Annotated in this window: 23 protein-coding genes; 20 read left to right on the top strand and 3 right to left on the bottom strand. The window is 67.3% G+C overall.

Annotated elements, in window-relative coordinates; translation table 11 throughout:
- The 6 genes from AC4OR5_RS26460 to AC4OR5_RS26435 form a co-directional block, all read left to right on the top strand.
- Nucleotides 1-140 (top strand): aldehyde dehydrogenase family protein (locus AC4OR5_RS26460; RefSeq protein ID WP_079392614.1); only part of this gene is annotated, 140 nt, incomplete at its 5' end.
- Nucleotides 141-349: 209 nt separating this feature from the next.
- Nucleotides 350-1,798 (top strand): ethanolamine permease, encoded by a 1,449-nt coding sequence (eat, locus tag AC4OR5_RS26455; protein WP_003093230.1) that lies wholly within the window; start codon nt 350-352, stop codon nt 1,796-1,798.
- A 58-nt stretch (nt 1,799-1,856) separates the two neighbouring features.
- The gene (locus AC4OR5_RS26450) at nt 1,857-3,251 is read left to right on the top strand and encodes an ethanolamine ammonia-lyase subunit EutB (RefSeq protein ID WP_058160152.1); all 1,395 of its coding nucleotides are present in this window, start codon (nt 1,857-1,859) and stop codon (nt 3,249-3,251) included.
- A gap of 10 nt (nt 3,252-3,261) precedes the next feature.
- Nucleotides 3,262-4,083 carry an ethanolamine ammonia-lyase subunit EutC gene (gene eutC, locus AC4OR5_RS26445; RefSeq protein WP_003110520.1) on the top strand — a complete coding sequence of 274 codons (822 nt, stop codon included), beginning with the start codon at nt 3,262-3,264 and terminating at the stop codon, nt 4,081-4,083.
- A gap of 163 nt (nt 4,084-4,246) precedes the next feature.
- Entirely contained in the window at nt 4,247-4,708 is a 462-nt protein-coding gene (locus AC4OR5_RS26440; protein WP_003093235.1) for a GNAT family N-acetyltransferase, read from the top strand.
- 49 nt (nt 4,709-4,757) lie between these two features.
- Nucleotides 4,758-5,651 (top strand): substrate-binding periplasmic protein, encoded by an 894-nt coding sequence (locus AC4OR5_RS26435; protein ID WP_003093237.1) that lies wholly within the window; start codon nt 4,758-4,760, stop codon nt 5,649-5,651.
- Here AC4OR5_RS26435 and AC4OR5_RS26430 read toward each other — a convergent pair.
- On the bottom strand, nt 5,544-7,127 hold the full coding sequence (locus AC4OR5_RS26430; protein WP_058152103.1) for a protein kinase family protein: 1,584 nt from the start codon (nt 7,125-7,127) through the stop codon (nt 5,544-5,546). The two genes, AC4OR5_RS26435 and AC4OR5_RS26430, sit on opposite strands and share 108 nt — an antisense overlap.
- A gap of 193 nt (nt 7,128-7,320) precedes the next feature.
- Between AC4OR5_RS26430 and AC4OR5_RS26425 the strand changes: the two genes are divergently transcribed.
- The 3 genes from AC4OR5_RS26425 to ppa all read left to right on the top strand — a co-directional run bounded on the left by AC4OR5_RS26425 (nt 7,321) and on the right by ppa (nt 9,426).
- The gene (locus tag AC4OR5_RS26425) at nt 7,321-7,986 is read left to right on the top strand and encodes a DedA family protein (RefSeq protein ID WP_003093241.1); all 666 of its coding nucleotides are present in this window, start codon (nt 7,321-7,323) and stop codon (nt 7,984-7,986) included.
- A 2-nt stretch (nt 7,987-7,988) separates the two neighbouring features.
- Entirely contained in the window at nt 7,989-8,819 is an 831-nt protein-coding gene (locus AC4OR5_RS26420) for a M90 family metallopeptidase (protein ID WP_003093244.1), read from the top strand.
- 79 nt (nt 8,820-8,898) lie between these two features.
- The gene (gene ppa, locus AC4OR5_RS26415) at nt 8,899-9,426 is read left to right on the top strand and encodes an inorganic diphosphatase (protein WP_003093248.1); all 528 of its coding nucleotides are present in this window, start codon (nt 8,899-8,901) and stop codon (nt 9,424-9,426) included.
- A gap of 91 nt (nt 9,427-9,517) precedes the next feature.
- Here the strand turns inward: ppa and AC4OR5_RS26410 are convergent, their stop codons facing one another.
- Nucleotides 9,518-10,234, bottom strand: a complete 717-nt coding sequence (locus AC4OR5_RS26410) for a response regulator transcription factor (RefSeq protein WP_003093250.1) — start codon at nt 10,232-10,234, stop codon at nt 9,518-9,520.
- Nucleotides 10,235-10,428: 194 nt separating this feature from the next.
- Between AC4OR5_RS26410 and mucE the strand changes: the two genes are divergently transcribed.
- The 8 genes from mucE to AC4OR5_RS26370 all read left to right on the top strand — a co-directional run bounded on the left by mucE (nt 10,429) and on the right by AC4OR5_RS26370 (nt 20,103).
- Nucleotides 10,429-10,698 carry a mucoid induction factor MucE gene (gene mucE / locus AC4OR5_RS26405; RefSeq protein ID WP_003110519.1) on the top strand — a complete coding sequence of 90 codons (270 nt, stop codon included), beginning with the start codon at nt 10,429-10,431 and terminating at the stop codon, nt 10,696-10,698.
- A 346-nt stretch (nt 10,699-11,044) separates the two neighbouring features.
- A complete protein-coding gene (gene aqpZ, locus AC4OR5_RS26400) occupies nt 11,045-11,734 on the top strand; it encodes an aquaporin Z (RefSeq protein WP_003110518.1) in 690 nt (229 codons plus the stop codon).
- Nucleotides 11,735-11,899: 165 nt separating this feature from the next.
- Entirely contained in the window at nt 11,900-12,901 is a 1,002-nt protein-coding gene (locus tag AC4OR5_RS26395; RefSeq protein WP_058160153.1) for a FecR family protein, read from the top strand.
- A gap of 18 nt (nt 12,902-12,919) precedes the next feature.
- Complete coding sequence (locus tag AC4OR5_RS26390; protein WP_003110516.1) at nt 12,920-15,220, top strand: CHASE2 domain-containing protein; 2,301 nt, start codon at nt 12,920-12,922, stop codon at nt 15,218-15,220.
- Between the two features lie 404 nt (nt 15,221-15,624).
- Nucleotides 15,625-16,551 carry an ABC transporter ATP-binding protein gene (locus AC4OR5_RS26385; protein ID WP_003093264.1) on the top strand — a complete coding sequence of 309 codons (927 nt, stop codon included), beginning with the start codon at nt 15,625-15,627 and terminating at the stop codon, nt 16,549-16,551.
- On the top strand, nt 16,548-17,282 hold the full coding sequence (locus AC4OR5_RS26380) for an ABC transporter permease subunit (protein WP_023874939.1): 735 nt from the start codon (nt 16,548-16,550) through the stop codon (nt 17,280-17,282). The genes AC4OR5_RS26385 and AC4OR5_RS26380 overlap by 4 nt, the downstream gene beginning before the upstream one ends.
- Before the next feature lie 9 nt (nt 17,283-17,291).
- Nucleotides 17,292-19,094, top strand: a complete 1,803-nt coding sequence (locus AC4OR5_RS26375; RefSeq protein WP_034016675.1) for a GldG family protein — start codon at nt 17,292-17,294, stop codon at nt 19,092-19,094.
- 1 nt (nt 19,095) lies between these two features.
- The gene (locus tag AC4OR5_RS26370) at nt 19,096-20,103 is read left to right on the top strand and encodes a DUF4340 domain-containing protein (RefSeq protein WP_003137639.1); all 1,008 of its coding nucleotides are present in this window, start codon (nt 19,096-19,098) and stop codon (nt 20,101-20,103) included.
- 231 nt (nt 20,104-20,334) lie between these two features.
- Here AC4OR5_RS26370 and AC4OR5_RS26365 read toward each other — a convergent pair whose 3' ends face one another.
- Entirely contained in the window at nt 20,335-21,504 is a 1,170-nt protein-coding gene (locus tag AC4OR5_RS26365; protein WP_058160154.1) for a mandelate racemase/muconate lactonizing enzyme family protein, read from the bottom strand.
- Between the two features lie 157 nt (nt 21,505-21,661).
- Between AC4OR5_RS26365 and AC4OR5_RS26360 the strand changes: the two genes are divergently transcribed.
- The 3 genes from AC4OR5_RS26360 (at nt 21,662) to dxs (ending at nt 24,780) form a co-directional block, all read left to right on the top strand.
- Nucleotides 21,662-21,904: an exodeoxyribonuclease VII small subunit gene (locus tag AC4OR5_RS26360; protein WP_003093283.1), complete on the top strand. Its 243-nt coding sequence runs from the start codon at nt 21,662-21,664 to the stop codon at nt 21,902-21,904.
- On the top strand, nt 21,901-22,788 hold the full coding sequence (gene ispA / locus AC4OR5_RS26355; RefSeq protein WP_491952853.1) for a (2E,6E)-farnesyl diphosphate synthase: 888 nt from the start codon (nt 21,901-21,903) through the stop codon (nt 22,786-22,788). Before AC4OR5_RS26360 ends, ispA begins: the two co-directional genes overlap by 4 nt.
- A gap of 108 nt (nt 22,789-22,896) precedes the next feature.
- Nucleotides 22,897-24,780: a 1-deoxy-D-xylulose-5-phosphate synthase gene (gene dxs, locus AC4OR5_RS26350; protein ID WP_003102816.1), complete on the top strand. Its 1,884-nt coding sequence runs from the start codon at nt 22,897-22,899 to the stop codon at nt 24,778-24,780.
- Nucleotides 24,781-24,815: the final 35 nt, after the last annotated feature.

Below are 24,815 nucleotides of genomic sequence, written 5' to 3'. Positions count from 1 at the left end.
TGTACCCGGCCCACGCCGCGTTCGGCGGCTACAAGAAGTCCGGCGTCGGTCGCGAGACGCACAAGATGATGCTCGACCACTACCAGCAGACCAAGAACCTGCTGGTGAGCTACGACATCAACCCGCTGGGCTTCTTCTAGTAGGACCCCGGACCGGCCGCGACCGCTCTTTCCCGGAGCGGTCGCGCCGGCTCGTGAAACACGCCGCCGAGGCTGACGGCGGCGCCCCTTCCACCTCCTCGTCAAGCCGATTGCAGAGCGGCTGGCATAGCTATTGCCTGCGTTCACCACGTACAGCACACCACCGGGAAAACCGGGGTCGATAACAACAAGATTGAGGTGAAAAACCCATGTCCCTCGAACAAACCGGCCATGCGCCCGCAACTTCCGGGGTCGACTTCGAAAGCGTCGACGCCGACTACTTCCAACACCGTCAACTGAAGAAAGGCGCCGCCGGCTGGGTCCTGCTGGTCGGGCTCGGCGTCGCCTACGTGATCTCCGGCGACTACGCCGGCTGGAACTTCGGCCTGGCCCAGGGCGGCTGGGGCGGGATGTTCCTCGCCACCCTGCTGATGGCCACCATGTACCTGTGCATGTGCTTCTCGCTCGCCGAGCTGTCTTCGATGATCCCTACCGCCGGCGGTGGCTACGGCTTCGCCCGCAGCGCCTTCGGGCCCTGGGGCGGCTTCCTCACCGGCACCGCGATCCTCATCGAATACGCCATCGCCCCGGCGGCCATCGCCTGCTTCATCGGCGCCTACTGCGAGTCGCTGTTCGGCGTCGGCGGCTGGCTGATCTACCTGGTGTTCTACATCGTGTTCATCGGCATCCACATCCTCGGCGCCGGCGAGGCGCTGAAGCTGATGTTCGTCATCACCGCGGTGGCGGCCATCGCCCTCGGCGTGTTCATTGTCGCGATGGTTCCGCACTTCGACTCGGCCAACCTGTTCAACATCCCGCAGACCGCGGCGACCGGCGCCAGCAGCTTCCTGCCGTTCGGCTATGTCGGGGTCTGGGCGGCGATCCCCTACGCGATCTGGTTCTTCCTCGCCGTCGAAGGCGTGCCGCTGGCCGCCGAGGAAACCAAGAACCCCAAGCGCGACCTGCCGCGCGGACTGATCGGCGCCATGTTGGTGCTTCTCGCCTTCGCCGCACTGATTCTGGTCGTTGGTCCCGGGGCCGCCGGAGCCAAGGAGCTGATGGGCTCGGGCAATCCCCTAGTGGAAGCGCTGGAGTCGGCCTACAAGGGTTCGACCTGGATGAGCCAGTTCGTCAACCTGGTCGGCCTGGCCGGACTGATCGCCAGCTTCTTCTCGATCATCTATGCCTACTCGCGGCAGATCTTCGCCCTCTCCCGCGCCGGCTACCTGCCGCGCAGCCTCTCGCTGACCAACCGCAAGAAGGCGCCGGTACTGGCCCTGGTGGTGCCGGGGGTGATCGGCTTCGGCCTGTCGCTGACCGGCCAGGGCGACCTGCTGATCCTGGTCGCGGTGTTCGGCGCGACCATCTCCTACGTGCTGATGATGGCCGCGCACATCACCCTGCGCATCCGCCGCCCGGACATGCAGCGCCCCTACCGCACCCCTGGCGGCATCCTCACCTCCGGCGTAGCCCTGGCGCTGGCCTGCGTCGCGGTGGTCGCCGGCTTCCTGGTCGACCCGCGGGTCGTGGTCGGCGCGGTGGCGATCTACGCTGTACTGATCGGCTACTTCGCCCTGTACAGTCGGCATCACCTGGTGTCCGGCACCCCGGAAGAGGAGTTCGCCGCGATCCAGGCGGCGGAACAGGACCTGCGCTGAGAGCGACAACGACAAAGCCCGGCCCGCCGCATGGCGAGGCCGGGCACTGGAGACACACATGGCACGTTTCACCCATAGCGTCGGCGGCGAGACCTACCGCTTCGACAGCCTCAAGGACGTGATGGCCAAGGCCAGCCCCGCGCGCTCCGGCGATTTCCTCGCCGGCGTCGCGGCGAGCAACGACGGCGAGCGGGTCGCCGCGCAGATGGCCCTGGCCGACATCCCGCTCAAACACTTCCTCGACGAGGCGCTGATTCCCTACGAGGACGACGAGGTCACCCGCCTGATCATCGACACCCACCAGCGCGACGCCTTCGCCCCGGTGTCCCATCTCACCGTCGGCGGCTTCCGCGACTGGCTGCTCGGCGACGCCGCCGACGAGGCCAGCCTGCGCGCCCTGGCTCCGGGCCTGACGCCGGAAATGGCAGCGGCGGTATCGAAGATCATGCGTGTCCAGGACCTGGTCCTGGTGGCGCAGAAGATCCGCGTGGTCACCCGCTTCCGCAACACCCTCGGCCTTCGCGGCCGGCTCTCCACCCGCCTGCAACCGAACCACCCGACCGACGACCCGGCCGGAATCGCCGCGAGCATCCTCGACGGCCTGCTGTTCGGCAATGGCGACGCGATGCTCGGGATCAATCCTGCCACCGACAGCATGGCCTCGATCTGCGCCCTGCTGGAGATGCTCGACGCGATCATCCAGCGCTACGAGATTCCCACCCAGGCCTGCGTACTGACCCACGTCACCAGCTCCATCGAGGCGATCAACCGCGGCGTGCCGCTGGACCTGGTGTTCCAGTCGATCGCCGGCACCGAGGCGGCCAATGCCAGCTTCGGCATCAGCCTGAAGATCCTCCAGGAAGGCTACGAGGCCGGGCTCAGCCAGAAGCGCGGCACCCTCGGCAACAACCTGATGTACTTCGAGACCGGCCAGGGCAGCGCGCTCTCGGCCAACGCCCATCACGGCGTCGACCAGCAGACCTGCGAGACCCGCGCCTATGCGGTGGCTCGTCACTTCAAGCCGTTCCTGGTGAACACCGTGGTCGGCTTCATCGGTCCCGAGTACCTGTACAACGGCAAGCAGATCATCCGCGCCGGCCTGGAAGACCACTTCTGCGGTAAGCTGCTCGGCGTGCCGATGGGTTGCGACATCTGCTACACCAACCATGCCGAGGCCGACCAGGACGACATGGACATGCTCCTGACCCTGCTGGGCGTCGCCGGGATCAACTTCATCATGGGCATTCCCGGCTCCGACGACGTGATGCTCAACTACCAGACCACCTCCTTCCACGACGCCCTCTATGCGCGCCAGACGCTGGGCCTGAAGCCGGCGCCGGAATTCGAGGACTGGTTGCAGCGGATGGGAATCTTCACCCAGGCCGACGGGCGCATCCGCTTCGGCGACAAGCTACCGCCGGCGTTCCGCCAGGCCCTGGCGCAACTGGCCTGAGGAGATGCCGATGAACGACAAGCACCTGCCCGACGCCAGCGCCGAGAACCCCTGGCTGCCGCTGCGCCAGTTGACCCCCGCGCGGATCGCCCTGGGTCGCACCGGCACCAGCCTGCCGACCCGCCCGCAACTGGACTTCCAGTACGCCCACGCCCAGGCGCGCGACGCCGTGCACCTGCCCTTCGACCATGCGGCCATCAGCGACGGCCTGCGACAGCGCGGCCGCGACAGCCTGCTGCTGCACAGCGCCGCCGCCGACCGCCACGTCTACCTGCAACGCCCGGACCTCGGCCGGCGCCTCGACGAGGCCTCAGTGCAACGCCTGCGCGAACACGCCGCCGGCTACGACGGGCAGATCGACCTGGCCATCGTGGTCGCCGACGGCCTCTCCGCGCTGGCCGTGCAGCGTCACACCCTGCCCTTCCTCGAACGCCTGGAGGAACAGGCGCTGGCCGAAGGCTGGTCGCTGTCGCCGGTGGTCCTGGTGGAACAGGGACGGGTGGCGGTGGCCGACGAGATCGGCGAATTGCTGCGGGCGAAGATGAGCGTGATCCTGATCGGCGAGCGTCCCGGCCTCAGCTCGCCGGACAGCCTCGGCCTGTACTTCACCTGGGCCCCGCGGGTCGGTCTCACCGACGCCTATCGCAACTGCATCTCCAACGTCCGCCTGGAAGGCCTCAGCTACGGCATGGCCGCGCACCGCCTGCTCTACCTGATGCGCGAGGCCTGCCGGCGGCAGCTTTCCGGGGTCAACCTGAAGGACGAGGCGGAGGTCCAGGCGCTGGAAGGCGAGGCTCCGCGCACCGGCAACTTCCTCCTGGCGAGGGACTGAGCCTCCCGGCCGAAGGATGGGCCGGCGCGCGACGCCCCCTCCTTCGACCGATTCAAACGTTCGCTTGGATTGCGCTTTCCAGGGAGATTGGGCAGCATCGAGGCGTTGCTGGCATGCAGCCTGCATCGTCCCGGCAGCCCCTTCCCGCAATGCGAGGCCCGTCATGCGAATCGTGCAAGCCACCCTCGAACACCTCGACCTGCTGGCGCCGCTGTTCGTCAAGTACCGCGAATTCTACGGCATGCTCTCCTACCCCGAGTCCTCGCGGAAATTCCTCGAGAAACGCCTGCGCCGCAAGGAGTCGGTGATCTACCTGGCGCTGGCCGACGAAGAAGACCGGCTGCTCGGTTTCTGCCAGCTCTATCCGAGCTTCTCCTCGCTGTCGCTCAAGCGCGTCTGGATCCTCAACGACATCTACGTCGCCGAGGAGGCGCGCCGGCAACTGGTCGCCGACCACCTGCTGCAACACGCCAAGCAGATGGCCCGGGAAACCCATGCGGTGCGCATGCGTGTCTCCACCAGCGTCGACAACGAGGTAGCGCAGAAAGTCTACGAGTCGATCGGCTTCCGCGAAGACCAGGAGTTCAAGAACTACACCCTGCCGATCAGCGACGAACTAAGCTGAAGACAAAGGCACGGCACTTCCCAACCGATCGCTCAGAGCAGAGGCATCCATGGGTTCGCGCACCTGGCACTGGCCCGGCGTCCTGCTCGGCCTGCTCCTCGCCACGGCCGGCGCGCAGGCCGACACCCTGCGCGTGGCGACCCTCGACTGGGCGCCCTACGTCGGCCCCGACCTGCCGGGCAAGGGCCTCGCCAGCCGCATCCTCGACGAAGCCCTGGCCCTCGACGGGCACCGCGCCGAACTGGTGTTCCTGCCCTGGCAACGTGCCCTGAAAGAAGCCGCCGAAGGGCGCTTCGACGCCCTCATGCCGGCCTACCTGTCGCCCGAGCGGCGCGAACTGTTCCACGCCACCATCCCCCTGCTCGACTCGCAACTGGGCTTCTTCCGCCAGCGCGAGCGCCTGCTGCCGGTCAATCCCGCGCATCTGGAAAGCCTGCGTCCGTACCGCATCGGCGTGGTCCGCGGCTACGTCAACCGGGAGGATTTCGACGCCGACCGCAGCCTGACCAAGGACGCGGTGACCAACGACTGGCAGAACCTCGAGAAGCTCCTGCGCGGGCGTATCGACCTGGCCGTGGTCGATCGCTACACCGGCTACCACCTGCTGGCGCGCAACGTGCCGGCGCTGAAGGATCGCCTGGTGTTCATCGAACCGCCGCTGGAGGTCAAGCCGCTCTATGTACTGGTGCCGAAAAGACACGCCCGCGGCGCCGCCCTTGCCGCCAGCCTCGACCGCAACCTGCGCCTGATGCGTCGCAGCGGCCGGCTGGAACAACTGATCGCCGAAGCGCACCTCGAACGCAGCGGACAGACCCGCACGCTGGCCGTCGATCCGTTAACCGGCCAGGCCGACCAGCAGCGCAGCCCCGGCCAGGAGCAGGACCAGGGCCAGCACGCCCCGTTGCAACCGGCGTGGCGCAAAGACCCGCTGGGGATGCGCTAGCGGCTTCTGCAAGGCCAGCCAGAATTCCGACAACGCTTCGAAGCGCGCCTCCGGACGCGGCGCCAGGGCCCGCGCCAATACCCCGTCCCAGCCGACCGGCAGGTCCGCCTGACGCTCGCCCAGCGGCTCGTAGCGGCATCCGCCGTCGCTCTCCGGGCAAGCGATCGACGGCCAGCGACCGCAGAGCAGCCAATAGAACAGCGCCGCCAGGGCAAACTGGTCGGCCCGGCCATCGAGCGCCTCGCCGCGACGCAACTCCGGCGCCAGCGGCACGCTGTCCGCAGGCAGCGCCTGGCGCGCCACGCCCGGCAGGATCGCCGCTGCCTCGGGGAGGAACAGCAGGCGCCCGCCCTCGTCCAGCAGGATCTGCCGCGGCGCCAGCCACAAGCCCTGTACACCGCGCCGCTGCAAGGCGCGAACCGCATCGATAAGTTGCTCCAGGAGGACCAGCGCGCATTGCGGTTCCAGCGGCAGGTGCGCTGGCGCCCAATCCAGCAGGCTGCGCATCGGCCAGCGCGGCGGAGCGAACAACTGGAAGGCATGACGACGCAACCGGGGCGACGACAATACTCGCGGCAGGCTCTCCGCACGGCAGCGCCGCAGTGCCCATTCGCGCTGCCAGAACGCTTCGTCGGCATCGGCCGCCGCGAGCAGCAGCAACGCCTCGCGTCCTTGCTCGTCGCAGGCGCGGAACAGCCGCCCGGGCGGGCCGAACGCGCAAGCCGCCTGCAAGGTCCAGCCATCCACGCAGTCGCCGGGGCACGCCGCGCCCAGCGCTGGCCAGCCGGTATGCCGTGGCGTCGCCGGGGCGCGCTCGAGCGCCCCCGGCAAGACCAGCGCCACCGCCCCCGGCGCATGCAGCAACGGCTGCAGCACGCCCTCCAGGCGCCCCGTGGTCAGCCCGGCACAACGTTCTCCGAGGGCGCGCAGGTCGGCCACTTCGAGCAACGGCTGGGGCGCCAGCACCAAGGGCTCGCCGGCCACCTGGGTCAGGTTGTGCTGGACCAGCGCCAGCTCCGCGCTGCTACCCAGCGGCTGGCCGCTCCCTCCCAGGCGCTGCAGGCTGCCCTGGCGATAACGCAGCAGGCCGACGGCGCCGCACTGGAGAAAGTGCACGCCCCCGGCATGGACCAGCAGCAACCCCGCCGCCAGCTCGAGCACGCCCGGCTCGCCTTCGCGGCGCCGGCGATACAGCTGCATGTTCAGCGAAGCCAGGACCTGCCGCGCCGCCTGCGCTTCCGGCCAACCCTCGGGGGTACAGGCGTAGTCGGCGAACAGTGCGTCGAGATGGCCTTCGATGGCCTGCACCACGTTGGCGCAACCGCGTCCCCAGAGCAGCGCCAGGAGAAACGCCGGAGCCCGTCCGGGGCGAGGCGCGAGCCATTCGGCGCGAACCCGCGCGGCCTGCCCCGGCAAGTCGCGCCCGGCGCCCAGGGCGAGACTGAGCGGTGGCTGGGCAAAAGGCTGGAGTGTCATCGCACGCCCTTCCCTGCTAGAAATTTCTCCTGTTCTTGCAGACTTTATGCCGACCAATTTCGGAAAAATTACCGAAACATCCTGCAATCAGTGGTTTTGCCGGGATCGCGACAAACAGCCCCCCACCCATCCGGACGCCCCCCTATAATGGCGGCCCTCTGCCGCTCAACGCGTTGTCTCCGCAGGTTGCTCAATGGACTTCAACCCAATCGATCTGATTCTCCACCTGGATACCTACCTGGCCATGCTGGTCAGCAACTATGGCGTCTGGATCTACGCCATCCTGTTCCTGGTGATCTTCTGTGAAACCGGCCTGGTGGTGACTCCGTTCCTCCCCGGCGACTCGCTGCTGTTCATCGCCGGCGCCATCTGCGCCACCGGCGGCATGGACCCATGGCTGCTCGGCGGGCTGCTGATGGTCGCGGCGATCACCGGCGACAGCACCAACTACGTGATCGGCCGGACCCTCGGCAAGCGGCTGTTCAGCAACCCGGACTCGAAGGTATTCCGCCGCGACTACCTCGACCGCACCCATGAGTTCTACGAACGCCACGGCGGCAAGACCGTGACCCTGGCGCGCTTCCTGCCCATCGTGCGGACCTTCGCGCCCTTCGTCGCCGGCATGGCGAAGATGCACTACCCGCGCTTCGTCATGTTCAGCGTGGTCGGCACCGTGGCCTGGGTCGGCGGCCTGGTGACCCTGGGCTACTTCTTCGGCAACGTGCCGTTCATCAAGAAGAACCTGTCGCTGCTGGTGATCGGCATCATCCTGCTGTCGCTGCTGCCGATGATCCTCGGCTTCATTCGCCATCGCCTGCAGGCGAGCGCCGCCAAACAGGCCAAGGCCCAGAGCGACTGAGCATGTGGTCGTTCCGCGCCTGGCGGCGCCGGCGCCTGCTGGCGCGCCACCCGGTGGCCGAAGAGCTCTGGCAGCGGGTACGCCGGCACCTGCCGATCCTCGACGGCCTGGACGCCGACGAGGACCGCCGCCTGCGCGAGCGGGCCGTGCTGTTTCTCGCCGACAAGCACCTGACCGCACTCGCCGGCGTCGATCTCGACGACTTCGGCCGCCTGCTGCTGGCGGCGCAGGCGCAACTGCCGCTGTTGCACCTGCCGGAGCTGAACTGGTACCAGGGCTTCCACGAGCTGGTGCTGTATCCCGACGATTTCGTCAGCCCGCAGAAACACCGCGACGCCAGCGGCGTAGTCCATGAGTTCGACGACGAACGCAGCGGCGAGACCTCCCTGCAAGGGCCGGTGGTCCTGGCCTGGCCCGGCGTCGTCGGCGGGGGTGGCTGGGATGCCTACAACCTGGTGATCCACGAACTGGCGCACAAGCTGGACATGCTCAACGGCGACGCCAACGGCCTGCCGCCGCTGCACGCCGGCATGCGCATCGGCGACTGGGCAAGCGCCATGCAGGCCGCCTACGACGAGATGAACGCCCTGCTCGACCGCGATCCCGACGCGCAGACCGCCATCGATCCCTATGCGGCGGAAGATCCGGCGGAGTTCTTCGCCGTTACCAGCGAGTATTTCTTCACCGCCCCGGATCTCCTCCACGAGGCCTACCCTGCGGTGTACCGGCAGCTCCAGCTGTTCTACCGCCAGGACCCGCTGCAACGCCTGCGCCGCCTGCAGGCCGAGCATCCGGACTACCGCGAGGCGGCGGGCGACACGACTAACGGCTGAATGCCGGTACATGGCATCGACAACCGAATATGCCTATAATCGCGGCCTCTTTTTTGGCCAGAAACCTCTGGAGTCACCCATGAGCTACAGCAAGATCCCGGCCGGCAAGGACCTGCCGAACGACATCTACGTCGCTATCGAGATTCCGGCCAACCATGCGCCGATCAAGTACGAGATCGACAAGGACACCGACTGCCTGTTCGTCGACCGTTTCATGGCCACCCCGATGTTCTACCCGGCCAACTACGGCTTCATCCCGAACACCCTGGCCGACGACGGTGACCCGCTGGACGTGCTGGTGGTGACCCCCTATCCGGTCGCTCCCGGTTCGGTGATCCGCGCGCGTCCGGTTGGCGTCCTGCACATGACCGACGAGGCAGGCGGCGACGCCAAGCTGATCGCCGTGCCGCACGACAAGCTGAGCGTCCTGTACAAGGACGTGAAGGAATACACCGACCTGCCGGCCCTGCTGCTGGAGCAGATCAAGCACTTCTTCGAGAACTACAAGGATCTCGAGAAAGGCAAGTGGGTCAAGGTCGAAGGCTGGGGCAACGCCGACGCCGCTCGCGCCGAGATCACCAAGGCCGTGGCCGCGTTCCAGAAGTAAGCGCGCCTCGCCGAAAAGAAGCCCCGCAGCCGCGGGGCTTTTTCATTCTCCCTCGCCGACCGCCAAGGTCGGTCTCGCCACCCCGCGCCGCTCAGTCGACCGTCGCCACGCTCTCCAACCGATATCCGTAGCCGTAGATGGTCAGCAACTGCCAACCGCGCTCGGCGGTCAGGCCAAGCTTGTTGCGCAGGCGATAGATGTGGGTATCCAGCGGCCGCGAGGACAACACTTCCTCGTGGGGCCAGAAGCGCTCGTAGAGATATTCCCGCGATAACGGCCGTCCCAGGTTGGCGAACAGGCAGCGGGCCAGGCGGTATTCGCGCTCGGTCAGGCTGATCGGCGCGCCGGCCCGGGTCACGGTCAGCTCGGCATCGTCGAAGCTGAGGTCGTTGAAAGTCTGCACCTCATGCTGCGCGGGACGCGTTCCCCCGTGGCGACGCAGCACGGCGGCTACCCGCGCCTTCAGTTCGTTGGGTCGGAACGGCTTGCTGACATAGTCGTCGGCGCCGCTGTTCAACGCCTGCACGATGTCCTGTTCGGCGTCACGGCTGGTCAGCATGATCGCCGGCGGCGGCGCATCCAGATGCTCGCGGCTCCAGCGCAGCAATTGCAGGCCGCTGAGGTCCGGCAACTGCCAGTCGAGGATCAGCAGGTCGAAGGTTTCCCGCTTGAGCTGCTTGAGCAGGTCCTCGCCACGGGCGAAACGGTGCACCGTCCAGGCCTGTTCGCCCTGCGCGGGTATCTGCTGCAGGGTCTGCTCGACCCGGTCCAGTTCGGCCGACTCGTCGTCCAGTATCGCGACACGCATAAAAGCTGGTCCTGTTCAATCGGGCTAACGCCCCTTTTTCGCTCCAGGAACGGCGAATTACGTACAAATCTGAAGAATTGTGACGAATCTCTCTGGTCGCGACCAGCCCTTGATAGCCTGATTCCAAATAGCCATTAAGCGGGACGAAGAGCCCGTGAGCCAGCGCCAGCCTGACCTATCAAGGAGTCGTAGCCATGGGTTTCCGGCCAGTTAGCCAACGTTTGCGTGACATCAACCTGCAGGCCCTCGGCAAGTTTTCCTGCCTTGCCCTGGTCCTCGGCCTGGAATCGGTGAGCCATCCGGCCGGTCCGGTCCAGGCCCCATCGTTCAGCCAGGGCACCGCCAGCCCGTCCTTCGCCACTCCGCTCGGCCTAGAGGGCCCGGCCCGCGCCAGGGCCGAGATGTGGAACGTCGGCCTGTCCGGCGCCGTCAGCGTGCGTGACGAGTTGCGCTGGGTGTTTTGAACGCGACGAATCTGAAATAGCGCGGAAGAATCTGAAGAAATATGGCAAATCTCACAGCAGACAAATCGCGCTTGGTAGATTTCCAACCGCTGAGTAGGCCAAGGAGCAAATGGATTGCTCCGACACAGGGATGTGTAAACCCGCTCCGGCGGGCCGTGGGACGAGACCACTCGAACCACAGTCAGGGGTCGGTGACGGACGATCGCCCCAGGCAACCGAGCCAATCCCCCCAGGGCTGGCTTCGACACACGGATGTGTCATCTCCCCTTCCTTGTTCGAATCATCCCCTCCCGCTATCCGGACGCCTCGATCCGCGTCCTACCCTGGATCTGAAAAGGACCTCATCATGAAGCAATACGGAGCAGAGTTCTTCGGCACCTTCTGGCTGGTATTGGGCGGCTGCGGCAGCGCAGTGCTCGCCGCCGGCGTACCGGAACTGGGAATCGGCTACCTCGGCGTGGCCCTGGCGTTCGGCCTCAGCGTGCTGACCATGGCCTATGCCATCGGCCCGATCTCCGGCGCCCACCTGAACCCCGCGGTATCGGTAGGCCTGTGGGTCGGCGGGCGCTTCCCGGCCAGCCAACTGCTGCCCTATATCGTCGCCCAGGTCCTCGGTGGCCTCGCCGCCGGCGGCGTGCTGTACCTGATCGCCAGCGGCAAGGCCGGCTTCGACCTGGCCGCCGGCTTCGCCTCCAACGGCTACGGCGAACACTCGCCGGGCGGCTACTCGTTGCAGGCCGCGCTGGTCAGCGAAGTGGTACTCACCGGCATGTTCCTGCTGATCATCCTCGGCGCCACCTCCAAGCGCGCGCCGCAGGGCTTCGCGCCGATCGCCATCGGCCTGACCCTGACCCTGATCCACCTGATCAGCATCCCGGTCACCAACACCTCGGTGAACCCGGCGCGCAGCACCGCGGTCGCCCTGTACGTCGGCGACTGGGCGGTTTCCCAGCTGTGGCTGTTCTGGGTCGCGCCGATTCTCGGTGCGGTACTCGGCGCCCTGGCCTATCGCCTGATCGGCGACAAGAACGACTGAACCGAAGCGCCTGACCCAACCGCCAGGCGCTGCGGCCGAGGAAACGACAAGGGAGCCTGCGGGCTCCCGATGTCGTTGCAAGGATTGCGAAACCGGCGCCCGATCAGGCAGATTGCAGCCTGACCGGACCGCCAGCGATACCTGACCCGCCGCCCAGTGAAGCCTATGACAGCCCTCGCCCTTACTTCCCGATCCCTCTTTCCGGCTTGCGCCGCCCTGGCGCTGGGCGGACTGTTGACGCTGCTCGCCGGCTCCGTCGCGGCCGCGCCGGCCAAGACGAAACGGCCGCCGTTCATCGAGCAGGGCGAAACGTGCCTGCCCCAGCCGCTCCCCGCCAGCGTGCTCTATCTCGCCGGCGACGCCTGGAAGCTCGACGCCAAGGGCAACCAGACGCCCCTGGAAGAAGGCATGGACATCGACGAACTGGAAGGCGTCAAGACCTCTCCGACCGCCTTCGTCAGCCTGCTGCTCGGCGACGGCAGCCGCATCGTCCTGCCCTCCAGCTCGGAAGTCACCCTGCACCTCGACGAGGACACCGGCATTCCGCAGATCGCCCTGCGCGCGGGGCAGGTCGAGTCCTATGTCCTGAAGAGAAAGAGCGATCACGACCGCTTCCAGGTGCTGACCCCGGTCGGCGTACTGGGCGTGCGCGGTACCCACTTCCGCGCCCGCACCGAAGACGGCCAGGCGCTGACCGAAGTGCTCGACGGGCGCGTCGCGGTGAACCGCGAGCTGACCAGCGACGACCTGCCGCTCAACGGCAGGCGCCCGGCCCGCAAGGCGGCGCAGGCCGAGCCGGACGAGGACGTGCTGGTCGACGCCCGCCGCGGCCTGAAGGTCAAGCCGCAGGGCAAGCTGACGCCGGTGGACCTGCTACCCGCCCCGCAATTGCGCGGCCAGGGCGGCGAGCACGGCGAGTCGCCGGTTTGGAAGCTCTATCTTGCCCCGCTGCACGGCGCCAAGCGCTACCGTGCCCAGGTAGCCAGCGATCCGGACTTCCTGCGCATCCAGCAGGAGCGTTTCTCGAGCACCCCGGAAGTCAGTTTCAGCGGACTCAAGGCGGCCTTCTACCACGTCCGTATCTCGGCCTTCGACAACGACGGCCTGGAGGGCGAGACCAGCGTCTACGACATTCTCTACTACCCGCGAGGCGGCAGTGCCCGATAGGGCGCCGGGGCCTCGCCGATGAAAGCGCTCGACCGCCAGGACGAGCCCAGCCAGGCGCAGCGGCTGTTCCGCGGCCTGGTGCGCGAATGGCTGCTGGTCAGCCTGCTGCTCCTTCCGCTCACCGCCGTGCTTTCGCTGAGCAGCGGCCTGCCGCTGAACAACCTGCTCTACGACCGCCTGCGCAACCTCGCCCCGCTGGCCGTCGATCCGCGCATCCTCGTCGTCGCCATCGACGACCGTAGCCTGGAAAGCCTCGGTCGCTGGCCCTGGCCGCGCAGCGTCCACGCCGAGCTGCTGGATCGCCTGGCCGCCGCCGGCGCACGCAGCGTACTGCTCGACGTGATCTTCAGCGAACCCTCCTCCAATCCGGACAGCGACCGCCAGTTGGCAAGATCGCTGTGCCGGGCCGGCAACGTCCTCCTGCCACTGCTGCGCGAAAGCGTGCCGCGCTACGGCGAACCGCCACGGGAGATACCGCCGACCGCGCCGCTGGCCGGCTGCGCCGCCGGCATCGGGCATATCAACGTCGAGGCGGACAGCGACGGCACGGTGCGCAGCGTCTACCTGCGCGAAGGACCGCTCGGCCAGCCGCGCCCGCTGCTCGCCTGGCAAGCATTCGCCGATGCCGGCGCCATGCCCATGCCCGGCCTCGACGACATGCGCAACCTGCCCGGCTGGCAGCGTGACCACGCCATCCGCATTCCCTTCATCGGTGCCGACGCGGGCTTCCCCAGCGTGCCCTACGTCAGCGTGTTGCGCGGCGAGGTGCCGGACAGCCTGCTGCGCGACCGCCTGGTCCTGGTCGGCGCCACCGCGCCGGGCCTCGGCGACCGCTATGTCACCCCCCTGTCGGCCAGCCTCGGCACCACGCCGGGGGTGGAGATCCAGGCCAACATCCTCAACGGCCTGTTGCAGCAGCGCACCGCCGTCGACCTGCAACCCTGGCTCGCCGCCCTGCTCTCCGCCGCCGGCGTAGCGCTGCTGCTCGGCCTGATGCTGTTCCGCTCGCGCCACGCCTTGCTCCTCACCCTGGCCTGCGCGGCCCTGGCCCTGGGTCTTTCCTGGGCGCTGCTGCTCAACGGCTGGTGGTGGTCGCCGCTGGCCAGCCTGGTCGGCCTGCTGCTGGCCTACCTGATCTGGAGCTGGCGCCGGCTGAACGCGGTGCTCGCCTATTTCGGCTGGGAACTGGCGCGTCTCGACCGCGAGCCCAAGGTGCTGCCCGAGCGGGCCAGCCCCCCGCGCGCCGGCAACGATCCATTGCAGAACCGCATCGCCGCCCTGGAGCAGGCGGTCAGCCGCACCCGCGACAGCCGGCGGTTCATGGCCGACGGCCTGGAAGGCCTGCCGGTGGCGACCCTGATCTGCGACCCGCAGGGGCAGATCCTACTGGCCAACCGCAAGGCACGCGACCTGTTCGGCGGCGAGCTGCGCGGCGACGAACTGCGCCAGTGCCTGGCCGAACTCGGCCATCCGAGCCTCGCCGGCGGCGCCCGCCCAACGCTGGAAACCCTGGAAGCCATCGAGTTCCGCGACCATCGGGAACGCGACCTGCGCCTCGACCTGGCGCGCCTGCTGCCGGTCGAAAGCGAAACCGCCATCGGCTGGCTGGTGAGCCTGATCGACCTGAGCGCCGAACGCGATGCCGAGCGCCAGCGCGCCACCCTCCTGCGCTTCCTCTCCCACGACCTGCGCGCGCCGCACTCGGCGATCCTCGCCCTGCTCGACGTCCGCCCCGCCGAGGACGAAGCCGGCCAGCAGGTCTACCGACAGATAGAGCAGCAGGTCCGTCGCGCCCTGGGCCTGACCGACGCCTTCGTGCAACTGGCCAAGGCCGAATCCGACGCCTACCGCTTCGAAGCGTGCATGTTCACCATGTTGGCGATGGACGCCGCCGACCAGCTCTGGCCCCTCGCGCAACAGAAGGACATCGACCTGCGGCGCGACTGGGACGACGAGCAGGAACCGATGGTCTGGGCCGACCCCGGCCTGCTCACGCGCGCGCTGTTCAACCTGCTGGAGAATGCGGTCAAGTACAGCCCGGCGGGGACCGTCGTCAGCCTGAGCATCCGCCTCGAAGGCGACTGGCTGAGCTGCCGGATCGTCGACCAGGGCAAAGGTATCGCGGCCGCCGAACTACCGCGCCTGTTCAGCCAGTACCAGCGCTTCGCTTCCGCCGAGGGCAGCGCCGGCCTGGGCCTGGGGCTGGCCATGGTCAAGACGGTGATCGACCGGCACGGCGGCAGGATCGGCTGCCAGAGCCAGGTTGGCCAGGGCACCACTTTCGAGATTCGCCTTCCGCTGCTGAAAGGCGAGGAATAACCGGTACTGGCGGAAGTCGGGTCTTCCTCCAACTTGCATTGGTCTCGAAGTCCGGAATATCCAGGCGGCCGGGCTATTCCGCTTCCCGTCTATCGAAACGGCAACTGCCTTCCCTCGTGAAACTCCGCAGGGGGAATCGACGCGTCCCCAACATAGGCACCAGCGAGCGCGACATGGCCGCGTTCCCACAGCGGAACCAAGGCGCTGCGCCAGCTACAGGGCCGCCCTGGAAGTCTCGATAACTTCCATCTTTTAACGATAGTTCGTAGGAAGTTTCCCAACAATATAAGTAACTAATCTCAAAAAGAGCCCACTGGAAAAACCAGCCAATAACTCCCGGTAATCTACCGCGCTCATGCGATCCCCTACGCATAACAGCAAACGGCTCAACTTCCAGTGAAACCATGATCGACATAGACAGACTGAGCAAACGCTTTTCCGGCCGGACGGTGGTAAACGACTTGAGCTTCCGGATCGACCGGGGAGAGATCGTCGGTCTCCTCGGCCCAAACGGAGCGGGCAAGTCGACCACCCTGAAGATGCTTTCCGGCTTCCTCGCGCCGAGCGCCGGCAGCATACGCATCTTCGGCTTCGACATGCAGGACAAGGCGCGCCAGGCGCAGAAGCTGATCGGCTACCTGCCGGAGAACGCTCCCAGCTACGGAGAAATGACGGTCGAGGGCTTTCTCGCCTTCGTCGCGTCCATCCGCGACTACAGCGGACGGGAAAAACGTCGGCGCATCGACAGCGCCATGGACTGCATGGAGCTGCGGGATGAGCGCAGGAGCATCATCGAAACCCTATCCAAGGGCTTCAAGCGTCGCGTCGCGCTGGCCCAGGCGATCCTCCACGATCCCGAGCTGCTCCTGCTCGACGAGCCCACCGACGGCCTCGACCCGAACCAGAAGCACCAGGTCCGGCAACTGGTGAAGAACCTCTCGGAAAGCAAGATCGTGGTGATTTCCACGCACATCCTCGAGGAAGTCTCGTTCATGTGCAGCCGCGCCCTGGTGATCAACGGCGGCCGCCTGCTGGCCGACAATACCCCGGGCGAACTCAGGACCCGCAGCCGCTACCACCATGCCGTCAGCCTCAGCATCGAAGCACCGGTAGACCCGCTGGCCATCGCCATGCTCCCCGGCGTCGCCGGTATCGAAGGACGCCCCGACCGGGCCGGTACCCTGACCATCCTGGCCCGCCCCGGCGCGCAGATCCTTCCCGCGCTCAACCGCCTGATCCACGGCAACGGCTGGCGGGTATCCGGGTTGCGTACCGAACACGGCCAACTGGAAGAAGTGTTCCGCCAACTGACCCGAGAAACCCCCGCATGACCGCCATCGGCACCATTTTCAGACGCGAGCTGGGCAGCTATTTCGCCACGCCGCTCGCCTATGTGTTCACCCTGATCTTCCTCGTCCTCTCCGGCGTGGCCACCTTCTACCTGGGCGACTTCTTCGAGCGCGGCCAGGCCGACCTGGCGCCGTTCTTTTCCAGCCTGCCCTGGCTCTACCTCCTGCTGATCCCCGCGCTGGCCATGCGCCTGTGGGCCGAGGAGCGCAAGTCCGGCTCCATCGAGATGCTGATGACCCTGCCCGTCTCCCGCGCCACCCTGGTCACCGGCAAGTTCCTCGCGGCCTGGTTCTGCGCCGGGCTGGCGTTGCTGCTGACCTTCCCGATGCCGCTGACGGTGAACTACCTCGGCTCGCCCGACAACGGCGCGATCATCGCCGGCTACCTGGCCGGCTGGCTGCTGTCCGGCGGCTACCTGGCCATCGGATCCTGCATGTCGGCGCTGGCGAAGAATCAGATCATCGCCTTTGCCCTGACCGTTCTCGTCTGCCTGCTGTTCGTCGGCGCCGGCACTCCCCACGTGCAACAGGCGCTCTCCGGCTGGCTTCCGCAATGGCTGCTGGACGGCATTGCCTCGCTGAGCGTGCTGGTCCGTTTCGAGGCGCTCGGCCGGGGCGTGCTCGACGTCCGCGACCTGGCCTACTTCTGCAGCCTGATCGTCGCCTGGCTGGTCGCCACCACCATCATCATCGACCTGAAAAAGGCGGCGTAGGAAACACCCATGAAACGAACCCTGTACTCGGGCGTCGGCCTGCTGCTGGTCGGCCTGCTGTTCCTCGCTTTCAACCTGCTGTCCAGCCTGCTGCTGCGCGACCAGCAGTTCGACCTCACCCAGCAGAAGCTCTACACCTTCAGCGCCGGCACCCAGGAAGTCCTCGACAGCCTCGACGAACCGCTCAACCTCTACCTGTTCTTTTCGAAAAGCCGCGCCAATGACCTGCCCGCCCTGCGCAACTACGCCCGCCGCGTCGAGGAGGTGCTGGACCTCTATGCGCGGCGGAGCCACGGCAATGTCCGACTGTTCGTGATCGACCCCCTGCCATTCTCCGACGACGAGGACCGTGCCGCGCGCTTCGGCCTGCAAGCGCTGCCCATCGGCACGAATGGCGAAGCCATCTACTTTGGCCTGGCGGCCACCGATGCAACCGACGGCCTCCAGGTGATCCCGTTCTTCTCGCCGGAAGAAGAGCCGCTTCTGGAATACGATCTCAGCCGCCTGGTCCAGGCGCTCGCGCAACGGGAGCGCACGGTAGTCGGCCTGATGAGTTCGCTGCCGATGACCGGGCAGGCGCCCACCGACGGGCAGTCGGGCAGCAGGCCGTGGGCGATGATGGACAAGCTCTACCAACAGTTCGACATCCGCACCCTGGGGCTCGCCTCGACGGAAATCCCCGCCGACATCTCGGTGTTGATGCTGGTGCACCCCAGGCAATTGTCCGAACAGACCCAATACGCCATCGACCAGTTCGTCCTGCGCGGCGGCAAGCTGCTGGCCTTCGTCGATCCTCTGAGTCTCGCCGATGCGGACGGCGGGAAAGGCTCCGACCTGGCCCCGTTGCTGCGTTCCTGGGGCGTCCAGTTGCGGCCGGATACCCTGCTGGCGGATGCCTCGTTCGCCATGATCAAACCCAACGCCGAACGTCGCCCGGAGCGCAATCCGACCTGGCTGCACCTCCCCGGCGACACGTTCCCCCACGACAACGTGCTGACCACCGGCCTGGAAAGCCTCAACCTCGCCAGCGTCGGCCTGCTCGAACCTCTCGGCGGAGCCTCGACGCGCTTCATTCCGTTGCTGCACAGCTCGGCGCACAGCATGCCGCTGTCGCTGGAGCGCTTCCGCCAATCCTCGACGGAGCAGCTCAACGCCACCCTGGTCCCGACCGGAGAACGCTACGTGCTGGCCGCCAAGGTCGAGGGGCCGGCGACGAGTGCCTTCCCCGCGGACCGCGGGAAGCAAGGCGAAGGCCTGACCGACAGCGCGAACATCCATGTGCTGTTGGTCGCCGATACGGACCTGCTGAGCAATCCGCTCTGGCTCCAGGAACAGCCCGGCCACAACGAGCCGCAGGTATGGGCGGACAACGACCTGTTCGTCGGCAATGCCCTCGACTACCTCTCCGGTTCGGACGCGCTGATCGACCTGCGCTCGCGAGGCCATACGAAGCGCCCGTTCACCCGCGTGGAAGCGCTCCGCCGCGAAGCCGGGATGCGCGCCCAGGAACAGCTCAACGCGCTGCAGCAGAGCCTCAACGATACCGACAAGAACCTGCGGGCCCTGCAGCAATCGATGGACGACGGCGGCCAGGAGGTGACTCCGGAAATGGAAGCGACGCTGCGCCGCTTCATTGATGACAAATTGCGCATCCGCCAGCAACTGCGTCAATTGCAGTTCCAACTGAATGCCGATGTCGAGCGCCTGGCGGAACAGGTGAAACTGGCCAATACGGTCCTGCTGCCGGCGCTCCTCACCCTGCTCCTCCTGCTGCATTGGACCTGGCGCAGCATGCGCCGGAGGAGGGGCTGACATGCGCCTGGGTAGCATAGCGGGACTCGCTCTCGCCCTGGCGCTGTTCGCCGGAACCTTGGGCTGGCTCCACGAACGGCAGCAACCGCCCGCGCAACCGCCTGCGAGCCGCGCCTGGCTGCCAGGGCTGAAACCGCACCAGGTGACCGCGCTGTGCATCGCCACCCCCGGCCAACCGACGATCCGCGCCAGGCGCGATGGCAAGGACTGGACGCTCGCCAGCAAGGACGGCTATCCCGCCTCGGGGGAAACCATCAGGCAGCTGTTGCGCAGCCTGGCCGACGCGCGCCTGCTGGAGGAAAAGAGCGCCTCGCCGGAAAACCGCGAGCGCATGGGACTCTCCGACCAGGGCAAGGGCCAGGCCAGCCGGATCACCCTGGAGCGCGGCGACGCGCCGCCGCTGGTTCTGTTGCTGGGCAAGCGCACCTCGCAGGGCGGGCAGTTGGTCAGGCAGGCCGACGATGAGCGGGCCTGGCTGATCGACCGAACGGTCGGCCTGCCGGTCAACGACCTGGCCCTGCTCGACCCTCGGTTGACCGACCTGCCATTCGAACAGTTGCGCGAGCTGACCCTGTCCTATGGCAACGGTGTACGGCTGAACATTTCCCGAGCCAGCGAAAAGGACGATGGCATCCGCCTGCGACAGTTCCCATCCAGGCCACAGTTGATGGGCGAGGCGGAAGCCGAGCAGGCCGCACGCCTGTTCGCTGCGCTCAGGCTGCTGGAGGTCGCGCCGGCCAAGGCCTCGCGGCAAAAACCGCTGCTGACCTTCACGCTCAAGAGTTTCGCCGGCGGCACGCTGCAGGGCCAGCTTCTGGAACTGGAGCGCCAGTACTGGTTGCAACTGACCGACAGCAAGGGCTTCGCCGACGGGCAGGTCTCAGCCGTCAAGGGTTGGCGCTACCGCGTGGAGGGTCTGAGTCCGGATACCGCTCCCGCGCCCCAGCTACCCAAGGCATCGCCGGTGAAGAAAAGCAAGCCGGCCAAGCCCTCGTCGCCCAAGTGCTGAGCGCTCTCGCCAGGCGCCGCTCGCAGCCGGCGAAATAGAGCCCCGCGGGATGCTGGGCAGGACCGGCCGAGTTTGCTAGAGTAGCGCCTCCTTCACGAGCCCTCGGCTCGTCGATGCAGAATTCCTAAGGCAGGCGCGGCTTATCAGAAGTAAGCCAACCCCACCCCAGAAAAGCCGGCCACAAGCCGGCTTTTTTAATGCCTCCGCACAACCCCAGCCAATCACCGTTCTCTAGGCCTCCAGAAGCTTGCGGAACAGCCCGGCAAGTGTCGCCTGGCGCTCGAAGCCGATACCAGGCGACTGTGGCAATCCCGCCAGTCCCGAGGAAAACGGCAGGGCACCGGCGAAATCGTCGAATGGCCGGAAAGCCGACGGCGTAGCCTCGGCCCAGCCCAGGCGCAGGGCCGCCACCAGGTGCAGGCTGAACAGGTAGCCGGCGTGCGGGCGGAAGGCCGCGCGCGGCCAACCCCGGGCGCACAGGTGGTCGAGTATCGCCAGGTAGCCCGGCAGGCCATAGCAATGCACGGGGTCGAAGACCAGCACGTCGCGCTCCCGCCGCAAGCCGCCGTAGAGGTCCAGCAGGCGAGCCTCGGCCAGGGAGAACAAGGCCTCGCCGGCACCGATGGGGCCCGGATAGATATCCGCTACTTCGGCCTGGGTAGGGAAATCGTGGGGGTCGCAGATGTCCTCGAACCACCACAACCCCAGCGGCGCCAGGGCTTTCGCTGCGTCGACGGCGCCCCCCGCGTCGTAGCGGTTCATCGCGTCGACCGCCAGCCGCGAAGCGTCGCCGAGAACCCGCAGCGCCCTGTCGATACGGCGCCGGTCTTGGTCCAGCCCGGCCGCGCCGATCTTGATCTTGGCGTGGGTGTAGCCGAGATCGACGAAGCGCCGCAGCTCCTCTTCCAGGCGTCCCAGGTCGTCGTGCGGATAGGGGTAGCCGCCGCCGGCGTAGATCGGTACGCGCTGCGGATAGTCTTCCGCCAGCCCCAGGCGTCGCGCCAGGAAGCGATGCAGCGGCAGGCCGGCGGCCTTGGCCGCGGCATCCCACAGGGCCATGTCCAGGGCGCCCACCGCGACGCAGCGTTCGCCGTGGCCGCCGGGCTTCTCGTCGCGCATCATCAGGTCCCAGGCACGCAACGGATCGATGCCACTGCCGTCGTCGCTCGCCAGGCTGTCCGCCGGAGCCCCCAGCAGGCGCGGGGCGAAACGCTCGCGGATCAGCCCGCCCTGGGCGTAGCGCCCTACCGAGGCGTGGCCGTAGCCGACCACACGCCGACCGTCGCGCACGGTATCGGTGAGCACCGCCACCAGGCTGGTGCTCAAACCACCGGTGGCAGCCGCCACGCCGGCGTAACGGGAAAGGGGAATACTGCGTTCCCGGACCTCCTGGATGCGCATCGCCTGTCGGCTCCTCCTCGCTGGACCTCTCTCCACCTTAGCCAATGCCGCCGCCATGGTCGTCCCGATCGGTCGTAGCGACCTTCCGCCGATTTGCCCGGCCCCCGCCCCTCTGCTAGTGTCGCGGGGTTTTGTACACCTCGCCGAGACTCCCCCGATGGCCCGCAAGAAAACCCTCGATTTCGAACAGTCCCTCACCGAGCTGCAAACCCTGGTGGAACGCCTGGAAAGCGGCGAGCTGTCGCTGGAAGAGTCGCTGGGCGCCTTCGAGCAGGGCATCCGCCTGACCCGCGAATGCCAGACGTCGCTGAGCCAGGCCGAACAGAAGGTACAGATCCTCCTCGAACGCGACGGCGAGCTCAGCGAAGCGCCGTTCGATGCGGAAGGCGACGAGGCATGATCGCGGCCTACCAGGCGCGCTGCCAGGCGCGCGTCGATGCCGCCCTGGACGCCCTGTTCGTCGCTCCCCGCGAAGAACTGCAACGCCTCTACGAGGCCATGCGCTACAGCGTGATGAACGGTGGCAAGCGGGTTCGCCCGCTGCTCGCCTACGCCGCCTGCGAGGCCCTCGGCGGTGCGCCGCAGCGCGCCGACGCCGCGGCCTGCGCGGTGGAGCTGATCCATGCCTACTCGCTGGTCCACGACGACCTGCCGGCGATGGACGACGACGACCTGCGCCGTGGCCAGCCGACCACCCACCGGGCCTTCGACGAGGCCACCGCGATCCTCGCCGCCGACGGCTTGCAGGCGCTGGCCTTCGAAGTGCTCGCCGACACCCGGCGCAATCCGCAGGAACATGCCGTCTGTCTGGAAATGCTCACCCGCCTGGCGCGCGCCGCAGGCTCCGCCGGCATGGTCGGCGGCCAGGCGATCGACCTCGGCTCGGTCGGCGTGGCCCTCGACCAGGCGGCCCTGGAAGTCATGCACCGGCACAAGACCGGCGCGCTGATCGAAGCCAGCGTGCGCCTCGGCGCCCTCGCCAGCGGTCGCGCCGAGCCCGCCGCGCTGGCCGTCCTGGAGCGCTACGCCGAGGCGATCGGCCTGGCCTTCCAGGTGCAGGACGACATCCTCGACGTGGAAAGCGACACCGCCACCCTCGGCAAGACCCAGGGCAAGGACCAGGCGCACAACAAGCCGACCTATCCCGCCCTGCTCGGCCTGGAGGCCGCCAAAGGCTATGCCCTGGAGCTGCGCGACCAGGCCCTGGCCGCCCTCGACGGTTTTCCGCCGAGCGCCGACCCGCTGCGCCAACTGGCCCGCTACATCGTCGAGCGACGCAACTGACCGACGGGTCGTCGGAAGTCCCCGGCAAAGGTAGGGGCTCCCTTGCTTGGGCGCGGCCGGTGCATCAGGTAAACTGCTGGCCTCTCCGGATTGCATAACGACAGCCTGATGCCCAAGACGCTCCATGAGATTCCCCGCGAGCGCCCCGCCACGCCCCTGCTCGACCGCGCCTCTTCGCCGGCCGAACTGCGCCGGCTGGGCGAGGCGGACCTGGAAACCCTGGCCGACGAGCTGCGCCAGTACCTGCTGTATACCGTCGGCCAGACCGGCGGTCATTTCGGCGCCGGCCTCGGCGTGGTCGAGCTGACCATCGCCCTGCACTACGTCTTCGACACTCCGGACGACCGCCTGGTCTGGGACGTCGGCCACCAGGCCTATCCGCACAAGATCCTCACCGAACGCCGCGAGCTGATGGGCACCCTGCGCCAGAAGAACGGCCTGGCGGCCTTCCCGCGCCGCGCAGAGAGCGAGTACGACACCTTCGGCGTCGGCCACTCCAGCACCTCCATCAGCGCCGCCCTGGGCATGGCCATCGCCGCCCGCCTGCAAGGCAAGGAGCGCAAGTCGGTGGCCGTGATCGGTGACGGTGCGCTGACCGCCGGCATGGCCTTCGAGGCACTCAACCACGCCTCGGAAGTCGATGCCGACATGCTGGTGATCCTCAACGACAACGACATGTCGATCTCGCACAACGTCGGCGGGCTCTCCAACTACCTGGCGAAGATCCTCTCCAGCCGCACCTATAGCAGCATGCGCGAGGGCAGCAAGAAGGTACTCTCGCGCCTGCCCGGGGCCTGGGAGATCGCCCGGCGCACCGAGGAATACGCCAAGGGCATGCTGGTCCCCGGCACCCTGTTCGAGGAACTCGGCTGGAACTACATCGGCCCGATCGACGGCCACGACCTGCCGACCCTGGTGGCTACCCTGCGCAACATGCGCGACATGAAGGGCCCGCAGTTCCTCCATGTGGTGACCAAGAAAGGCAAGGGCTTCGCCCCGGCCGAACTGGATCCGATCGGCTACCACGCGATCACCAAGCTGGAAGCTCCCGGCAGTGCGCCGAAGAAGACCGGCGGACCCAAGTATTCCAGCGTCTTCGGCCAGTGGCTGTGCGACATGGCCGCCCAGGACGCGCGCCTGCTCGGCATCACCCCGGCGATGAAGGAAGGTTCCGACCTGGTGGCCTTCAGCGAACGCTACCCGGAACGCTACTTCGACGTCGCCATCGCCGAACAGCATGCCGTGACCCTGGCCGCCGGCATGGCCTGCGAGGGCATGAAGCCGGTGGTGGCGATCTACTCGACCTTCCTCCAGCGCGCCTACGACCAGTTGATCCATGACGTCGCCGTGCAGCACCTCGACGTGCTGTTCGCCATCGACCGCGCCGGCCTGGTCGGCGAGGACGGCCCGACCCACGCCGGCAGCTTCGACATCTCCTACCTGCGCTGCATCCCCGGCATGCTGGTGATGACCCCCAGCGACGAGGACGAGCTGCGCAAGCTGCTCACCACCGGCTATCTGTTCGATGGCCCGGCCGCGGTACGCTATCCACGCGGCAGCGGCCCCAACCATCCGATCGATCCGGACCTGCAACCGGTGGAGATCGGCAAGGGCGTGGTCCGTCGGCGCGGCGGCAGGGTCGCACTGCTGGTCTTCGGCGTGCAGTTGGCGGAAGCGATGAAGGTCGCCGAAAGCCTCGACGCCACGGTCGTCGACATGCGTTTCGTCAAACCCCTCGACGAAGCCCTGGTACGCGAATTGGCGGGCAGCCACGAACTGCTGGTGACCATCGAGGAAAACGCCGTGATGGGCGGCGCCGGCTCGGCGGTCGGCGAGTTCCTCGCCAGCGAGGGCCTCGAAGTCCCGCTGCTGCAACTGGGCCTGCCCGACTACTACGTCGAACACGCCAAGCCCAGCGAGATGCTCGCCGAATGCGGCCTGGATGCCGCGGGCATCGAAAAGGCGGTACGCCAGCGTCTCGACCGGCAATAGCGCCAAACCCAGCGACAACGGCGGATAACCGCGTT

Source organism: Pseudomonas sp. YA1, assembly GCF_058680555.1.
The sequence above is the reverse complement of the archived record's forward strand: the minus strand, read 5'-3'. Positions and strand labels throughout refer to the sequence as shown.

Coding starts and splice junctions, on each gene's coding strand:
- AC4OR5_RS26410 (WP_003093250.1), bottom strand. CDS start 10,234: ATGCGTGTCGCGATACTGGACGACGAGTCGGCCGAACTGGACCGGGTC.
- AC4OR5_RS26450 (WP_058160152.1), top strand. CDS start 1,857: ATGGCACGTTTCACCCATAGCGTCGGCGGCGAGACCTACCGCTTCGAC.
- AC4OR5_RS26375 (WP_034016675.1), top strand. CDS start 17,292: ATGAAACGAACCCTGTACTCGGGCGTCGGCCTGCTGCTGGTCGGCCTG.
- AC4OR5_RS26425 (WP_003093241.1), top strand. CDS start 7,321: ATGGACTTCAACCCAATCGATCTGATTCTCCACCTGGATACCTACCTG.
- mucE (WP_003110519.1), top strand. CDS start 10,429: ATGGGTTTCCGGCCAGTTAGCCAACGTTTGCGTGACATCAACCTGCAG.
- AC4OR5_RS26390 (WP_003110516.1), top strand. CDS start 12,920: ATGAAAGCGCTCGACCGCCAGGACGAGCCCAGCCAGGCGCAGCGGCTG.
- AC4OR5_RS26395 (WP_058160153.1), top strand. CDS start 11,900: ATGACAGCCCTCGCCCTTACTTCCCGATCCCTCTTTCCGGCTTGCGCC.
- AC4OR5_RS26420 (WP_003093244.1), top strand. CDS start 7,989: ATGTGGTCGTTCCGCGCCTGGCGGCGCCGGCGCCTGCTGGCGCGCCAC.
- AC4OR5_RS26385 (WP_003093264.1), top strand. CDS start 15,625: ATGATCGACATAGACAGACTGAGCAAACGCTTTTCCGGCCGGACGGTG.
- AC4OR5_RS26360 (WP_003093283.1), top strand. CDS start 21,662: ATGGCCCGCAAGAAAACCCTCGATTTCGAACAGTCCCTCACCGAGCTG.
- ispA (WP_491952853.1), top strand. CDS start 21,901: ATGATCGCGGCCTACCAGGCGCGCTGCCAGGCGCGCGTCGATGCCGCC.
- AC4OR5_RS26370 (WP_003137639.1), top strand. CDS start 19,096: ATGCGCCTGGGTAGCATAGCGGGACTCGCTCTCGCCCTGGCGCTGTTC.
- AC4OR5_RS26440 (WP_003093235.1), top strand. CDS start 4,247: ATGCGAATCGTGCAAGCCACCCTCGAACACCTCGACCTGCTGGCGCCG.
- AC4OR5_RS26365 (WP_058160154.1), bottom strand. CDS start 21,504: ATGCGCATCCAGGAGGTCCGGGAACGCAGTATTCCCCTTTCCCGTTAC.
- eat (WP_003093230.1), top strand. CDS start 350: ATGTCCCTCGAACAAACCGGCCATGCGCCCGCAACTTCCGGGGTCGAC.
- AC4OR5_RS26435 (WP_003093237.1), top strand. CDS start 4,758: ATGGGTTCGCGCACCTGGCACTGGCCCGGCGTCCTGCTCGGCCTGCTC.
- AC4OR5_RS26430 (WP_058152103.1), bottom strand. CDS start 7,127: ATGACACTCCAGCCTTTTGCCCAGCCACCGCTCAGTCTCGCCCTGGGC.
- dxs (WP_003102816.1), top strand. CDS start 22,897: ATGCCCAAGACGCTCCATGAGATTCCCCGCGAGCGCCCCGCCACGCCC.
- aqpZ (WP_003110518.1), top strand. CDS start 11,045: ATGAAGCAATACGGAGCAGAGTTCTTCGGCACCTTCTGGCTGGTATTG.
- AC4OR5_RS26380 (WP_023874939.1), top strand. CDS start 16,548: ATGACCGCCATCGGCACCATTTTCAGACGCGAGCTGGGCAGCTATTTC.
- ppa (WP_003093248.1), top strand. CDS start 8,899: ATGAGCTACAGCAAGATCCCGGCCGGCAAGGACCTGCCGAACGACATC.
- eutC (WP_003110520.1), top strand. CDS start 3,262: ATGAACGACAAGCACCTGCCCGACGCCAGCGCCGAGAACCCCTGGCTG.